The following is a 14,305-nucleotide window of genomic DNA, read 5'->3' on the forward strand; positions in this document are numbered from 1 at the left end:
CATCGTCTATGGCGATGCTTTTCTTTTTTAGGGAATTATGTATCTCGCATAAAGGAGTGATTGATGGATGAAAAGACAAAATGTTAACCGGGTTGTGTTAGTGGGTACAGGAGCAGTTGGCTGCAGCTATGCCTATTCATTTATTAACCAAGGTATTGCAGAAGAGCTAGTCTTGATCGATGTCAATGAAAAAAGGGCGGAAGGCGAAGCGATGGATTTAAGCCACGGCATTCCGTTTGCTCCGTCGCCGGTCAATGTATGGAGCGGAACGTATGCGGATTGCGGAAAAGCCGAATTGGTCGTCATTACGGCGGGAGTAGCGCAAAAACCGGGTGAGACACGCTTGGATTTATTAGCGAAAAACGCGAAGATTTTCAAAGACATCATCAAGCAAGTGATGGACAGCGGCTTTGATGGAATATTTCTGATTGCGACAAATCCGGTCGATATTTTAACGTATGTGACCTGGAAGGAATCCGGGCTGCCAAAAGAACGTGTCATTGGTTCCGGAACGACGCTTGACTCGGCACGCTTCCGCTATTTATTAGGACAATATTTCCATGTGGATTCACGAAATGTCCATGCAGCTATTATCGGGGAGCATGGCGATACGGAATTGCCGGTCTGGAGCCGGACGAGCATCGGACTCGACAGCATCAATTCACTGCTGGCCAAAAACAGCAACTACAGCCAACAAGACCTGGATGAAATATTCATAAATGTCCGGGACGCTGCATACCATGTCATCGAACGAAAAGGAGCCACTTATTACGGAATCGGCATGTCGCTTGTCCGCATAACCAATGCTATATTGAGAAACGAAAATAGTGTCCTGCCAGTATCCGTGTATTTAGATGGAGAGTATGGCCATAACGACGTATTTATCGGTGCACCGGCTATCATCAACCGATCAGGAATCCGGGAAGTGAGGGAAATCGAACTTAATTCGAAGGAAAAAGAGCAATTTGACCATTCAGTCACGTTGTTGAAAGAGGCAATGTCTTCTGTGCTTTAACGCTAAAAAAGAAAACCCAACAGCCTTTATCCGAAAATGGATAAAGGCTGTTGGCCGTTATAAACCGGCTTCTTCGCTGAATGCAGTAATCGCTTTGACAAATTCTTTCGGCTTAAACATATGAATCACATGATTGGCGGGAATCTTCTTATAAACTGCATGAGGCACTATGTTCAAAAGCCGTTTGGCATCATCATCGTCCATCGCCCCGACGAGCCCGTATTGGAGAAAGCGCCGCCAATTGGCATGCAGCACAAGCATAGGGCACTTCACGCTCCGCAGGGATTCTTCGTGATCCATGCCTTCATAGAAACGTCCATCCAGAAAAGCGCGGGAAAAATCCGGATCGAACATTGACAGCGACTTTAACAATAAACGCAGCGTCTCAGGAAAACCGACGTCAACCGGACGGCCGGGGTGCTCGGCTTCAAATTTTTCCGTCTTTTTCGAGAGATAGCGGATAAAGAATTCCGGAACTTTTTTGGTCCTCGTATCAGAAACTGGCATCTCCAGCCCCCGAAAATAATCGGCAATATCCCGATTCAGAGGATCGCCTATTTTTTCAACCAAGTGGTGCAGCCCGTTATAGACAAAGCGGTCCCAATCTTTAAACCGCGGCATTTCGGCCGAAAAGATTGGGGCATCCTCCAGCACAATACCTGCTACATACTCGGGGACGTGTGCTCCACACCAAAGAGCGATGATGCCACCGGAAGAATTCCCGGTTAGTATGGCCCGTTTCCCGACCACTCCTTTTAAGAAAGATTCCATATCAGCGCCGATGCTTTTCCATGAATAGTCGCCTGGCGTCCAGCTTGATTTCCCATGGCCACGTATTTCAACGACAAACACATGAAACTTTTTAGAGAGGGGAACCATCACTTTTTGATAGCTTTCCCAGATACCCATCTGGGCAGGAATCAATACCAGCGCCGGTCCGTTGTCCGGGCCCTCTACAAAATTCAACTGAATTCTCCCTGTCCAAAAGCGCTTTTCATTAAATCCTGCCTTTGCAATTTCTGCTATGCGGATTGGTTCGGATAGATTTTCATACGGATTCCTATACATCGGCTATCCACTCCCGTAACCGTCTTGGTATGATTAGTGTTCGCCATCAGGAGAAAAATTCCTGTGCCAAGCTGATTGTAGCCGGAACTTTTTCCACGGGTTGCATATAACACATGAAAAAGGGGAGGGGAGTCGAGGGCAACTGCCTCTAAGACTTCTACCGCTCTTTTTTCCTCATTTATTAGCAAGCTGTATTCCTTTTTTGACAGGTCTGTTACTGCTGGAGCCGAGTAGCCCACAGTTTTCCTTGTTATCCACAAAAGTAAAAAATTATCAAGCTTTTAGCAGTACACTTGTATCAAAATAAATATTAGCCGGAAAAGTAAATGATACAGCTGTATTAAAAATTACGAAAATTCTTATTATTGTGATAGAATGGAATCATGCCAAAGCAAATTGATCACGATACCCGAAAAGTTTTAATTGCTGAAGCCACTTGGAGAATTTTATTAGAACAAGGTGTAGCCGGCGCATCAGTACGAAATATAGCAAAGGAGGCAGGCATATCTTTAGGGTCATTGCGCTATTTTTTTCATACGCAGAATGAGTTGATGAATTTTTCAAAGGAGTTGATTTCGGAGAGGATATCACAAAAAGTCGATAATATTTTTAACGGGGACCAACCGCCGAAAGAAAAAATATTCCTGGTGCTATTAGAACTTTTGCCGCCAACAGGAGAAATGGAAAATGAAACACGAGTAAGATTAATTTTTAAATCTAATGCGCTTTCTGAAAAAGAGACTATTGGAAGGGGAGAAGACGGCGTTTTTTTAGCTGTGAAAAAGGTGATGTCTAATTTGTTGCTGCTGAACTTATTGAAAAAAGAACTGGATATTGCTAATGAAACTGAACGGCTCTACGCAGTTATGGAAGGATTGGCGTTCGAAAGCCTTTTAAGGCCGAATGTTTTAACAGCAACCAGAATCGCAGAAATCATTCAATATCACTTGAATGCAATATGCAAGGAAGAGGTAAAATAGCTGCCGTTTCAACTAATGAACTGGCGGATTCCTTTCTATACGTTGAAAGTGTATATTTATTCATTAATAAATAAACGTTAATATATTTATTATGTAAACAAAAAAATGAAAGAACTTGGGTTTGAAAACGGTTTAAATGAGGAATTGAGCATTAATCTTACTAAAATGCCACGGATATATCAAAGTATTTACTATCATAGAGTGAGAGGGGTGGAGTCCAATGAACATGGAAACGATTAAAGGTTCAAGCATGATTGTGAAAATGGCGCGTACATTGATGAGTGAAGGCTGGTCTTTCATTCCAGATGAATTCGACGTGATTGTGAAAGCTGAGAACAAGTCCACAGGCGAAGAAATTTCATTTCCGTCAATCGGCAACCTTAAAATGTGGATGTATGAAAAGGCGTTGAGCTATTAAAATGATTCAATACTCATATAGTAAGATCCGGTAAAAGCCGCCACTTCTTTTTTAGAATTGGCGGCTTTAACTGTTGTTTTTTTATAGAATATGCGGCTTCTTTTCACTTTTCATTTGTATCGGACTAGCGTTGCAGAAGTGCTGCACCTCTTTTTACGGTTTAATATTTAATAATTGATAATTCAGATAACTATGAACACATCAACCTATCTGTGTGATACTATTGGTTCAAGAAAATATTTCAAGATTGTTAGCAGGTGAATTGCCGAAGATGCACATGTTTAAAGATGGAAACAATTCTGAAACGCAGGTTGTGGCATCTTGAATCTTTAAAAATGAAAAAAGCTGAAAGAAGAATAGGCGATATGGATACCAATTAAATCTCCTGGGCTTCTGGAGCTTTAGACAAAGCGCTTAACTGAAAGGAGGAATTGGCAAATCGGCTTACTGAAGGCGGGATCAATTTCCGAGCAGTCTTTTTAGAGAGAAAATCTACAACTGAAAAGCTGGCTGCAATTATTTTAAAGAAAAGAGGGGAAAACATGGCAGAAGCAACGACACGCGCTCGAATCCAGCGTTTTGGCAGCTATTTGAGCGGTATGATTATGCCTAATATTGGAGCTTTTATCGCTTGGGGGCTAATTACAGCTCTTTTTATCCCAGATGGCTGGACTCCGAATGAAAAATTAGCAACTCTTGTCGGTCCGATGATCACTTATTTATTGCCGCTCCTGATCGGTTTCACCGGTGGCCGTTTGGTGTATGACTTCCGGGGCGGTGTGCTCGGAGCCATCGCAACGATGGGGGTGATCGTCGGAGCGGAAATTCCAATGTTCCTGGGTGCGATGATTATGGGGCCGCTCGCCGGTTTTGCAATGAAATTGATTGACGGTGGATTTCAGCACCGGATTCGGCCAGGCTTTGAAATGCTTTACAACAACTTTTCCGCAGGTATCCTAGGGGCGTTTCTTGCCGGCATTTCGGTTTATTTTGTCGGTCCTCTTGTCAACGGTTTGACGAATGCTTTAGCTTCCGGCGTTGAAGTGATAGTGGATATGGGCTTGCTCCCTTTAGCAAGCATCATCATTGAACCGGCTAAAATTTTATTTTTAAACAATGCTATTAACCATGGGATTTTAAGTCCTTTAGGCGTAGAACAAGCAGCGGATGCTGGGAAATCCGTTTTGTTCCTGCTGGAAAGTAATCCAGGGCCTGGTCTTGGTGTATTGCTTGCTTTCTCAGTTTTTGGAAAGGGCATTTCAAAAAGTTCAGCTCCAGGAGCTGCCATTATCCAGTTCTTGGGCGGCATCCATGAAATTTACTTCCCTTACGTCTTGATGAAGCCGATGCTGCTTCTGGCGGTCATCGCAGGCGGAATCAGCGGAGTCTTCACTTTTACTTTGTTTAATGCAGGTCTAGTCGCAACGCCATCTCCCGGAAGCATTTTCGCTTTGCTGGCCTTAACGCCTCCCGGAAACTATCCCGGTGTTATATTAGGTGTGCTTATTGCAGCGGCTGTTTCTTTTGCCATCGCTTCGGTCGTATTGAAAACGAGCAAAGCGGAAGAAGAAGATTTGTCTGCAGCGGCTAACCGGATGCAGGAAATGAAAGGGAAGAAAAGCGATGCTACCGGTTATTTAACGCCCCAGCCGGCTGCTGGGATTGTAGGGGATGCCGGTGCGAGAAACTTGGCGTCTGATAATACGCAAGCTGTCCAATCGGCTCCTGTGAAAACTGCACATGATATCAAGAAAGTCGTTTTCGCTTGCGATGCAGGCATGGGATCGAGCGCGATGGGAGCATCTTTGCTCAGAAACAAGTTCAAAAAAGCGCAGATCGATATCCCGGTGTCGAATACAGCGATCAACCAACTGCCGGCAGATGCGGATGTTGTTGTTACGCATAAGGATCTAACAGATCGCGCAAAAGCGAAACTTCCGCAAGCGGAACATATTTCGGTCGAAAACTTCATGAACAGCCCTGAATATGATAAATTGGCGCAGCGCTTAAAAGAACAAGGCGAATAAAAATTTCAATCAGTGGAGAATAGTCAGCTCCACTGATTGTCCTTTTATGAGCGTCCGCTGAACAAATGGCGGCATATCAGATTAAAATTTGAACAGGAGTGATAGAAATGGCAAAACCGGTCCTTAGCAGAGAGAATATTAAATTGAATGTGGCGATACCAAATAAAGCGGAAGCCATCCGCTTCACAGGGCAAATTCTTGTCCAAGGGGGCTATGTCGATGCAGGGTATATCGATAAAATGTACGACCGAGAAGAAATGGCTACCACGTATATGGGCAACTATTTGGCCATTCCCCACGGCACGGAAGATGCAAAAAAGAATGTTTTTGAAACCGGCATATCAGTAGTCACAGTACCGGAAGGCGTTGACTTTGGTGATGGCAATATTGCGAAAATCTTGATCGGCATCGCAGGAAAAGGCGATGAACATTTAGAAATTCTTTCAAATATCGCAATCGTCTGTTCTGAAGAAGAAAATATTGTAAAAATCCTTAACGCAACTTCAGAAGAAGAAATCATGGATCTTTTTAGTGAGGTGAAATAAATGCAGGCTGTCCATTTCGGCGCGGGAAATATTGGCCGGGGATTTATCGGCGCCCTTCTATACCAATCTGGATATCAAACCATTTTTTTAGATGTCAACGATACCGTGATTCAAGAGTTGAACCAGCAGCATGAGTACGAAGTAACTCTGGTAGGTACCGAACAAGAAATCATTTCTGTTAAAAACGTCAGCGGCATAAATAGCAGCACCCATCCCGCCGAGGCAGTGGAAGCACTCAGCAAAGCGGATTTGATCACCGCTGCAGTCGGGCCGAATGTATTGCCGCATATTGCAGAACTTCTTGCCGAAGGCTTAAAAGTGCGTATGCAAACGCGCAAAGATCCGGTGAATGTGATTGCGTGCGAGAACATGATTAATGGCAGTTCCATCTTGAAAAAACACGTATACGAATACCTGAACGAAGAAGAAAAACAAACAGCAGAACAATTGATTGGATTTCCCAACGCTGCAGTTGACCGCATAGTGCCTGATCAGCGGCCGGGGAATATCCTCGGGGTGGCGGTCGAGCCTTACTATGAATGGGTAGTCGAAGAGACAGCAGTCAAAGGCGGAAAGCCGGATGTGGAAGGAATTACGTATGTCGATGATTTAAATCCGTATATCGAGCGCAAGTTATTCACCGTCAATACAGGCCATACAGTTCCGGCATATCTGGGATATTACAAGAATTACTCCACCATAAATGAAGCAATGGGAGATGAAGAAATCGACAGGGTCCTGCAAGGAGCTCTTAAGGAAACCGGCGAAGTGGTTGTCCGCCAGCATAAATTCGACAGGGCAGAGCATGCTGAATATATCCAAAAAATCATTGGCCGCTTCCGCAATCCCTATGTTTCTGATTATGTAACACGCGTAGCACGGGGGCCAATCCGAAAACTCGGACAGAACGACCGCCTGATCCGGCCGGCCAGCCTATATATCCAGTTGACCGGTGAAGAACCCGTCAATTTGGCGACGGTCATTGCGGGTGTCTTGTTGTATGAAAATGACCAAGATGACGAGGCGCGGCGGCTGCAGGAACAAATTGCCGAGAAAGGCGTCGAGGAAACCTTGCAAAGTGTTTCTGGTTTAACCGCTGGAGATCCATTGATTGCGGCCGTCATAAAGCAAGTAGATGCAATGAAGCGTTAATTAAAAAGCGACCGGCACAATTTGTGCCGGTCGCTTTTTTAATTTGTTGAGCAACTTTCCAATACTATAACGGATGCGACATGATGCAACAGTGCATTTCTTAGGGATGTGACGGATTTCCTCAGCTTTTAATTTATAAAAAGCTTCGTTGACTGCTATCCAACAGCGGTTCTTTTCGTTAAGATAAGTCTATTAAACCCTTGTTGTACGGGTCGTTTCTTTCTTAATCAAGTGACCAAAACAACAAGGAAAAACCAAGGAATAAACGCAATAAGGAATAAAGGAGAGAAAGCCATGAAGAAAGAGCGATTAACGTCCCGCATTCTAGCCTCAACAAAACAAAAGCCAGCAGATCTGGTGATCCGAAACGGCCGCATTGTCAATGTATTTACAAAAGAACTGACTTCCGGAGATATTGCGATCACTGACGGAGTTGTCGTTGGCATCGGAAATTATAGCGGCATCCGCGAAATCGACGCAAACGGCCGTTTTGTTGCCCCGGGTCTTATTGATGCCCACGTCCATATCGAATCTTCAATGGTCACGCCCCATCAGTTTTCCCAAATTGTTCTTCCGCACGGCGTAACTTCGGTCATTACAGATCCCCATGAGATCGCAAATGTTATGGGGGCAGCAGGAATCGACTTTATGCTTAACGATTCCGAGTCAGTGATGCTTGATATTTTCGTTATGCTGCCATCCTGTGTGCCGGCAACCGCTTTTGAAAATTCAGGCGCAGTGTTGAGCGCAAAAGATTTGCAGCAATTTATCAAGCATGAAAGGGTGCTCGGGATTGCGGAAGTCATGGATTTCCCGGCTGTGTTGCGGGCGGATAACGAAATGCTCGAGAAACTATTGCTTAGCGCTCAGCGGGATGGGCACGCCGCAGGTCTGAAGGAAAACGATTTGAATGTTTACCGGACAGCCGGCATTTCGACAGACCACGAATGCGTGACCAAAGAAGAAGTCATTGAACGGCTGCGCCGCGGCATGTATGTTATGCTGCGGGAAGGTTCGGTGGCGAAGAATTTAGAGGCGCTGCTTGAAGCGGTCACCGAAGCAAACGCACATCGCTGCTTGTTTTGCACGGACGATAAACATTTAGACGACCTGATTGATGAGGGCAGCATCGATTACAATGTACGAACCGCGATACGCCATGGGCTAAATCCAATCACAGCAATCTCGATGGCTAGCCTCCATGCGGCGCAGTGCTATGGTTTGCACATGAAAGGAGCGGTTGCACCTGGCTATGACGCAGATCTGATTTTACTTGATAATCTTGAAGAGTTCGCTATTTCGGAAGTATACAAAAATGGAGTGTTGGTCGGACAAGGCGGTGCATATGCCGGCCCTATCGGTGAGAGGATTTCTGTAAAGAAAGTAAGGGAAACAGTGAATATTGCCGGCTATACTAAAAACAGTCTCCAAATTCATATGGCGGAAAACACGACAGCAAATGTCATCGGCATTAATCCGAATAATTTAGTGACAGAGCATTTAATTGAAAAAGTGGAAACAAGAAATGGCCATTTTGTTCCAAGCATAGAAAAAGATCTGTTGAAAATTGCGGTCATCGAACGGCATAAGGCAACAGGCAATATTGGTTTAGGCATCGTCAAAGGCCTTGGATTGAAAAGAGGGGCCATCGCAACAACCGTTGCCCACGATTCACATAACATTATTGCTGCAGGTGCCAATGATGAAGATATTTTAACAGCGGTCAAAGCTCTTCAAAACATGGAAGGGGGATTAGTCGTGGTTGACGGCGGAAATATATTGGCTGAGTTGCCGCTGGCGGTCGCTGGGCTAATGTCTGAAGAAAATTTCCAACGGGTATATGAACAGATTAAAACCATTGATGCGAGCTTGATGCAGCTTGGTGCCCCGACTCATTTCAATGCATTTTTGACATTATCTTTTTTATCGCTGCCGGTCATCCCTCACCTGAAGATTACCGATTGCGGCTTATTCAAAATGGCAGAATTTCAGCATATCTCCGTTCCTGTTGCGAAATAGGCATTAAAAAACCAGGAACAAATTACCTTGCAGCGGGAATCTTTGCTGCAAGGTTTTTTAATGGCATTATAGCGTTTAAATACTGGGTTGTCAGGCTATTCAGTTAATGACGGGAAATTTTTCAAGAAAGAAAAAAGAAGGAGGAGCATTTTGTGTACATAAATGCAGGAAAATCACAGACTTTATCATTTTTCCATCAATTAATTTTGTTAAAGGCAAGTCTATGACTGGAAAGATTTTCACTGTCCGCGTGAAGTGGCTGTAAACAGGCATCCCCAATGCAATCGAACTGGCTCTGATCAAGAGGCGACAGTATAGCTTCTATGTATATTTTTTCCCACAGAATTTACAGGAATTGAATGACAATTTGCTTTGACAGCCGAATTATTATAAAATTTAGAAAATTATCATTTTAGGTTAGTCAGTTCAGTTCGGGTTAAAGGGAGAATGCTTAATAACTTGTTTCAGCCACGGAAGTGTGTAAGCGCTATTTTAAAAAAGGGGGCAACATTGATGAAAAGTAAAATGCTTTTATCTGTACTGTTAATTGTCGCGATGATATTGAGCGCATGCGGAGGAGGGGGCTCGGGCTCTAGTGGTGAAACTGCAGACGGAAAGATAGTTATCAAGTATATTAACGGCTTTACCGGCGGGGATGGCGAATACATGAAAAAAATCACCGACGGCTTCAATGAATCACAGGATCAATATGTTGTGGAAGAATCACAGGAAAAAGACCACTACACAAAGTTTAAGACAGGAAGTTACGATTTGGTCTTGATTCACTCCGACAATCTTCAGACTTACCGGCAGGATAATATGATCCAGGATATGGGAAGCGTATTAGAAGCTGCAGGAATCAGCCCTGATGATTTCCATCCGGTAGCTAAAGAACAAGTCACTTTCGAAGGTGCTACATTCGCAGCACCTCTCGACATCCATCCTATGACCATGTTCTACAACAAGCAACTTGCTCCAGAAGCACCAATGACCTATGAAGCAATGACGGATTTAACCAACACTTTGCAAGAACAGGATTCGAATCTCTACGCAACCGGTATTCCTAGCGGCGGTCTGCCGGAATGGTTTTACATGACTATTGCGGCACAGAACAATATCAACTTGGTGGAAGGCAACCATTTGAATTTTGCCCAGGATGAATTTGCAGATGCGCTGATGATTTACCATGACATGATTTATAAAGACAATATATCTCCGGCAGGATTGGGGCTGGATGGGGAATTCCAAGCTTTCATGAAGCAAGTAGATGAAGGCGGAAGCTCAGTCCAGACTGCTACTGCTCTCACCGGGCCATGGTATTACCAGGCGGTAAAAGAAGCATACGGAGATGATTTAGGCATTGCTTCAGCGCCTCAATTAGGTGATCAACCAGGCGTTTACGGAGGCGGCCATACTTTGGCGCTGCCGGCTTCTGTGCAAGATGAAGAGAAAAAAGCTGGTATTGCTGAATTCCTAAAATACATGTATACACCAGAAAATTTATTGAATTGGGCGGACAGCGGCCAAGCGCCGACACATCTCGCTACAATTGAGCTGGTTGAGCAAGATGCAGAAAAATATCCGCTTGCCGCACAAAATGTCCAACAATTTGATTCGTTTGTTGGTGCGCCGCAGCTTTACCAATACCGAGAACAAGTACGCTACATGACTGAGAGTGTGTTCCCGCAATTAGTAGGGGATGAAGGGATGACAAAAGATAAACTGATGTCGGAATTGCAAAAAGCGACCGACCAAGCTGCTCAGGTAGCTGAAACAGCACCTCAATAACAAGGATAAAAATAGGTGGGCGGCATTTCATTCTTGCCTGATGAAATGCCGTTTTATTTAACTGACGGGGGTGTATTAAGAACTATGAGGATTTCGAGAACATGGTCCATTATTATGTATTTGCCTTTTCTGATCTGTTTCGTCCTTTTTTTGATTGTTCCATTGGTTTACGGCATTTGGATCAGCCTGCATAGCTGGTCTGTGTTTGGTGGAAATGGCGGGTTTGTCGGTCTTGACAATTACATAGCCATCCTGACTCCAGGGAACATCTACAGCACTTCTTTCTATCTTGGGCTAAAAAATACGCTTGTATTTGTAGCAATCAGCGTAATTCCGCTGGTGGTGATCAGTTTGGCCCTTGCGCTATTGGTAGACGCTATTCCTAAAAAGCTGAAAGTCTATTTCCGGACAATCTTCTTCATCTCTTATGCTGTTTCCGTAACCGCTGTTTCTGCCATTTTCAAATGGCTGTTCACCGGAAACGGGGGATATGTAAACAATGTAATGAATTCGATCGGATTAAGTCCCATCAACTGGCTGAATGAACAGCCGTACGCCTGGGTATCCATTCTGGTGGCAACCATTTGGTGGACAATCGGCTTCAATATGATTTTGTTTATCAATGCTTTAGATGAAGTCGACGAAACCATGTATGAAGCCTCAAGCCTCGATGGGGCAAACTGGTGGGAAAAATTTGCCTATATCACTTTCCCTTCCATCAAAGGTGTGTTTGTTTTCTTGACGATTATCTCAGTAATCGCTTCCTTCAATTTGTATGGGCAAACATTGCTTATTACAGCGGGAGGCCCGGCTCAAAGCACACAGTCTTTGATCATGGTCATCCAGCAAATGGTTTTTACCCAAAACAATCTAGGGATCGGTTCTGCCATGGCGATTGTCATGGGGCTGGTCATGATGGCGATTGTCGCTGCCCAATATTTTTATTCATTCCGAAAAGAATAAGGAGGCTGAAACATGAAGAAATCAAAAACTAAAACGGCCTTGATTGTCATAGCAGCATCCATTATTGCATTTTTGTTCCTGCTTCCGCTGATCTTTATGATTTTCACTTCCTTTAAGGCGCTTGGCGAGGCAATGTCATCTTCCGCGTTGTTGCCTAAAGCGTGGACATCGGAGAACTATGGCAGCATATTCGGGATTGGAGCCGAAGTACCCGTTATCCGCTGGCTATTCAATACAGGTTTAGTCACAATAGCCGGGACTGCACTGGTCGTTTTTGTCGATGTACTGGCAGCGTATTCCTTGGCAAGGCTCAACTTGCCCGGAAAGAAATTCTTCCTGAGCGTTGTAGTGGCAGCTTTGACAGTGCCGGGCATCGTTACGTTATTTCCTGCGTTCTATCTTTTCCGGCAATATGAATTGATTGACACTTACGCACCGCTGGTTTTGATCTACTCCGCGAATACCATGGGCGTCTTCCTGATATACAGTTTTTTAAGGGGCTTCCCAAAAGATTTGGAAGAAGCGGCGTTTATCGATGGCGCGTCATTGCTTCAAATATTGCGCTTTGTTATTTTTCCGGCAATCCGGCCTGTGGTCGCTACTTTGTCGGTGCTGACGTTTTTGACAATCTATAATGATTTCCTTTGGCCATCGATTGTAACAAGTTCAGATGAAATGAAAACTGTGACTGTAGGCGTCGCAAATCTTGTTCAAGGCGCAAACTTTGTCAATCCCGGAAGGATGATGGCTGCGACTGTAGTAGCGACTATGCCGGCGTTGATCATTTTCGTGGTTGCAAACAAATACTTTGTCAGAAGTGTCGTAAGCTCAGGCATTAAATAAAATTGCAGAGAAAAAAGCTGGGCGCCGAATCGGCGGCTCAGCTTTTTCTGGTTTTCGAAAAACTTTAGGTTAAAAAGGAAGCGCACTAGCTATTCTACACATCAGCTGCACTAATGTGTGTGCAGCTTCGTGAATGGAGCGAAAGGCAACAAACTTGTTTGCAGGAAGCAGTGTAGAGTTGCAACGTTCTTCATGATCCACACCTTATGAAACCGAAAGTGTCTGCCTCGGGAGAAATGAAATAATTGCCGAGAGTTTCCGACAGTTTTTTCATGATCAGATAGAAGAAACTGCTCATCATGCGCACGAAATGGGAAAAGTAAGGTAAAATAGAAGACAGAAGATTTTAAAGGAATTAGATAGCGCGTCTAGGAGGCAGTTTATTGAACAGTTTTATCGTTATGCAAGGAGAAACGTATCAGCAAGAAAAAAAGTTGGGGATCCTTTGGTCGCCGCAACAAGACAAATCGGGGATGGTTCCGCATTCCTACAAACGGATGACGGAAGTGAAAAAAGGTGATCGCATTCTTCATTTCGTTAAAGGCGCAATTATCGCTATCAGCAGAGCGGCTGAGGACTGCAAAGAAGCACAGCGGCCAACACTGCTGGACGGGACCGGCGAAACGAACGGCTATAAAGTCTCTACAGAATACCGGGAGCTGGAAACTCCAGTAATTATCCATGAGCATATAGCCGGCTTATCTCCTTTCCTGCCCAAAAAATATTCTGCCTTCCAAGAAGACGGAAGCGGAAATCCTGGCTATTTATATGCCTGCAATGAAGAATTGCTGTTGAAATTGCTGGAAATCATTAGTATCCACAATGTTTATGTCGAGGAAGCGGAACAGCTTGAGTTGGCGATCGAAGTAGTGCGCAGAAAAGAGCATTATCCGCTTGTCACGCTGATTGCTGAAACGGTGTTGGATGCAAAAACGAAAATGGAACGGGGCGAGCAGCATTTTCAGCAGCTCCTTATGCCAATGTGGAATAGACGATGCCAGATTTGTGGAATCCAATTGGAGGCGCTGTTAAAAGCCAGCTATGCTAAACCATGGAAAGACAGTATGGACACAGAAAGAGTAGACCCTTATAACGGCATCGTTTTGTGTGCCAATCACGATGCACTGTACCGGAACGGATATATAGCAATCAATCCAAGCGGCAACTTGCAGATTTCAAAAAAAATTGCGGAAGAAGATTATCCCTTATACGGATTGGCGAAAAAAATCAAAATTGCTGCTAATCCTCAAAATGAGCCTTTCTTTAGATGGCATAAAAACAACATCTTTTTAGACAAGAGAAAGCGGGTATTAAACCGTCCGCCAGTAGAATGAAAAACGAAAAACGTCCTCCGCTTGTTTTGCGGGCAAGAGGCGTTTTTCGTTTTTTTGTTTGCAAAGAATTTCGAGGCTGTGTTTTAAAAAGCAAAACAGGGAGGAGGGCCTGCAAAGGAAAACAACAGAAACAATAACTTATTGCAATTTAAA

12 protein-coding genes are annotated in these 14,305 nt (G+C 44.2%); 11 read left to right on the forward strand and 1 reads right to left on the reverse strand.

Features of this window, described 5'->3' with window-relative positions:
* The first annotated feature begins 67 nt into the window (after window positions 1-67).
* Window positions 68-1,015, forward strand: a complete 948-nt coding sequence (locus tag FQV28_RS01625) for an L-lactate dehydrogenase (RefSeq protein WP_146493862.1) — start codon at window positions 68-70, stop codon at window positions 1,013-1,015.
* A gap of 57 nt (window positions 1,016-1,072) precedes the next feature.
* On the opposite strand, the gene FQV28_RS01630 is transcribed toward FQV28_RS01625, so the two are convergent.
* Entirely contained in the window at window positions 1,073-2,083 is a 1,011-nt protein-coding gene (locus tag FQV28_RS01630) for an alpha/beta fold hydrolase (protein ID WP_146493863.1), read from the reverse strand.
* A gap of 383 nt (window positions 2,084-2,466) precedes the next feature.
* Between FQV28_RS01630 and FQV28_RS01635 the strand changes: the two genes are divergently transcribed.
* From FQV28_RS01635 to FQV28_RS01680, 10 genes are all read left to right on the forward strand, one after another.
* Window positions 2,467-3,063: a TetR/AcrR family transcriptional regulator gene (locus tag FQV28_RS01635; protein WP_146493864.1), complete on the forward strand. Its 597-nt coding sequence runs from the start codon at window positions 2,467-2,469 to the stop codon at window positions 3,061-3,063.
* A gap of 220 nt (window positions 3,064-3,283) precedes the next feature.
* Window positions 3,284-3,481: a hypothetical protein gene (locus tag FQV28_RS01640; RefSeq protein WP_146493865.1), complete on the forward strand. Its 198-nt coding sequence runs from the start codon at window positions 3,284-3,286 to the stop codon at window positions 3,479-3,481.
* Window positions 3,482-4,023: 542 nt separating this feature from the next.
* Window positions 4,024-5,508 carry a PTS mannitol transporter subunit IIBC gene (locus FQV28_RS01645; protein ID WP_146493895.1) on the forward strand — a complete coding sequence of 495 codons (1,485 nt, stop codon included), beginning with the start codon at window positions 4,024-4,026 and terminating at the stop codon, window positions 5,506-5,508.
* Window positions 5,509-5,615: 107 nt separating this feature from the next.
* Window positions 5,616-6,053 carry a PTS mannitol transporter subunit IIA gene (locus FQV28_RS01650; RefSeq protein WP_146493866.1) on the forward strand — a complete coding sequence of 146 codons (438 nt, stop codon included), beginning with the start codon at window positions 5,616-5,618 and terminating at the stop codon, window positions 6,051-6,053.
* Window positions 6,054-7,205 carry a mannitol-1-phosphate 5-dehydrogenase gene (locus FQV28_RS01655; protein WP_146493867.1) on the forward strand — a complete coding sequence of 384 codons (1,152 nt, stop codon included), beginning with the start codon at window positions 6,054-6,056 and terminating at the stop codon, window positions 7,203-7,205. It begins immediately after the preceding gene.
* A gap of 294 nt (window positions 7,206-7,499) precedes the next feature.
* Window positions 7,500-9,224 carry an adenine deaminase gene (gene ade, locus FQV28_RS01660; RefSeq protein ID WP_146493868.1) on the forward strand — a complete coding sequence of 575 codons (1,725 nt, stop codon included), beginning with the start codon at window positions 7,500-7,502 and terminating at the stop codon, window positions 9,222-9,224.
* Window positions 9,225-9,737: 513 nt separating this feature from the next.
* Entirely contained in the window at window positions 9,738-11,012 is a 1,275-nt protein-coding gene (locus FQV28_RS01665) for an extracellular solute-binding protein (RefSeq protein ID WP_186763755.1), read from the forward strand.
* 15 nt (window positions 11,013-11,027) lie between these two features.
* Window positions 11,028-11,975 (forward strand): carbohydrate ABC transporter permease, encoded by a 948-nt coding sequence (locus FQV28_RS01670; RefSeq protein WP_255472757.1) that lies wholly within the window; start codon window positions 11,028-11,030, stop codon window positions 11,973-11,975.
* 12 nt (window positions 11,976-11,987) lie between these two features.
* On the forward strand, window positions 11,988-12,818 hold the full coding sequence (locus tag FQV28_RS01675) for a carbohydrate ABC transporter permease (RefSeq protein WP_146493870.1): 831 nt from the start codon (window positions 11,988-11,990) through the stop codon (window positions 12,816-12,818).
* A 383-nt stretch (window positions 12,819-13,201) separates the two neighbouring features.
* On the forward strand, window positions 13,202-14,152 hold the full coding sequence (locus FQV28_RS01680; RefSeq protein ID WP_146493871.1) for an HNH endonuclease: 951 nt from the start codon (window positions 13,202-13,204) through the stop codon (window positions 14,150-14,152).
* The last annotated feature ends 153 nt before the right edge of the window (window positions 14,153-14,305 follow it).

This window comes from Planomicrobium sp. CPCC 101079 (assembly GCF_007859275.1).
GTDB lineage: Bacteria > Bacillota > Bacilli > Bacillales_A > Planococcaceae > Planococcus.

Excerpts from the sequence above, each read along its gene's own strand:
- FQV28_RS01625 (WP_146493862.1), top strand. The coding sequence starts at position 68 with ATGAAAAGACAAAATGTTAACCGGGTTGTGTTAGTGGGTACAGGAGCA.
- FQV28_RS01630 (WP_146493863.1), bottom strand. The coding sequence starts at position 2,083 with ATGTATAGGAATCCGTATGAAAATCTATCCGAACCAATCCGCATAGCA.
- FQV28_RS01635 (WP_146493864.1), top strand. The coding sequence starts at position 2,467 with ATGCCAAAGCAAATTGATCACGATACCCGAAAAGTTTTAATTGCTGAA.
- FQV28_RS01640 (WP_146493865.1), top strand. The coding sequence starts at position 3,284 with ATGAACATGGAAACGATTAAAGGTTCAAGCATGATTGTGAAAATGGCG.
- FQV28_RS01645 (WP_146493895.1), top strand. The coding sequence starts at position 4,024 with ATGGCAGAAGCAACGACACGCGCTCGAATCCAGCGTTTTGGCAGCTAT.
- FQV28_RS01650 (WP_146493866.1), top strand. The coding sequence starts at position 5,616 with ATGGCAAAACCGGTCCTTAGCAGAGAGAATATTAAATTGAATGTGGCG.
- FQV28_RS01655 (WP_146493867.1), top strand. The coding sequence starts at position 6,054 with ATGCAGGCTGTCCATTTCGGCGCGGGAAATATTGGCCGGGGATTTATC.
- ade (WP_146493868.1), top strand. The coding sequence starts at position 7,500 with ATGAAGAAAGAGCGATTAACGTCCCGCATTCTAGCCTCAACAAAACAA.
- FQV28_RS01665 (WP_186763755.1), top strand. The coding sequence starts at position 9,738 with ATGAAAAGTAAAATGCTTTTATCTGTACTGTTAATTGTCGCGATGATA.
- FQV28_RS01675 (WP_146493870.1), top strand. The coding sequence starts at position 11,988 with ATGAAGAAATCAAAAACTAAAACGGCCTTGATTGTCATAGCAGCATCC.